Source organism: Dietzia sp. DQ11-71, assembly GCF_014144995.1.
GTDB lineage: Bacteria > Actinomycetota > Actinomycetes > Mycobacteriales > Mycobacteriaceae > Dietzia > Dietzia kunjamensis.
Genome location: NZ_JAALDT010000513.1, coordinates 1 through 767 on the forward strand (window position 1 = coordinate 1; position 767 = coordinate 767).

Sequence of the window (767 nt, forward strand, 5' to 3'; positions counted from 1 at the left end):
CGGTGCCCTGGAGGTACACGTCGGGGGTCAGGCGGACACGACCGTGGACGCGGGTGGCGGCGATCATCACGCCGTGGCAGAGGGCGGTCGCGATCGCGCAGACGGTGAGCATCAGCCAGTGCACCGGGGCGCCGGTGGCGAGCTCGAACCCTGCGGCAGCGGCGCAGAACGCGGGCGCCGCGAGGATCCAGGCCCAGCTCCAGCCGTCCTCGGCGTACAGGATCGGCCCCTCGGGTTCGATTCCCGGCCGGGCGGCGGTGGGTTCACTTGCCGGCACGCGCGCCGCCTCCCGGGGTCGTGTACTGGATGGCCTCGGCCTTGTGCTGGCGCCACACGGCGGCTGCGGCGCACAGTCCGGCGAGGATCTGGAGGGCGATGACGACGAAGCTGATGACGTCTCCCCGCTCCCCCGCGGTCGCGACTCCGCCGAACACACCGATCACCACGGACACGGCGTCGACGACGAGGAAGATGGCGACGATGTCGAGCATCGTGCGGGCCCACCCCTTGCCCGCTCGCAGCCGGAAGGCCAGCCACACGGTGACGGCGGCGACGATGAGCGCCAGCACCGCCCCGGCCGCCAGAGCGATGGAGAACATGCTCTCGACGGAGACGTCAGCGGACCCGGTGTTGGCGACCGCGTCGCGGAAGGCGTCCCGCGTGGCGGTGGGCAGGTCCCCGAAGCTGGCGGTCGCGGAGTTGATCAGCATGCCGAGCAGTCCGAACGCGGCGGCGGCCAGCCACAGCACCCACGCGGTGTGGATCTC

At 72.2% G+C, this 767-nt stretch carries 1 protein-coding gene and 1 pseudogene; both read right to left on the minus strand.

Annotated features, from left to right (window positions below):
• Window positions 1-277, minus strand: a pseudogene (locus G6023_RS15450) (hypothetical protein); the annotation flags it as partial.
• A partial coding sequence (locus tag G6023_RS15455; protein ID WP_182636371.1) for a hypothetical protein occupies window positions 264-767 on the minus strand: 504 nt, incomplete at its 5' end. The gene G6023_RS15455 and the pseudogene G6023_RS15450, both read right to left, overlap by 14 nt.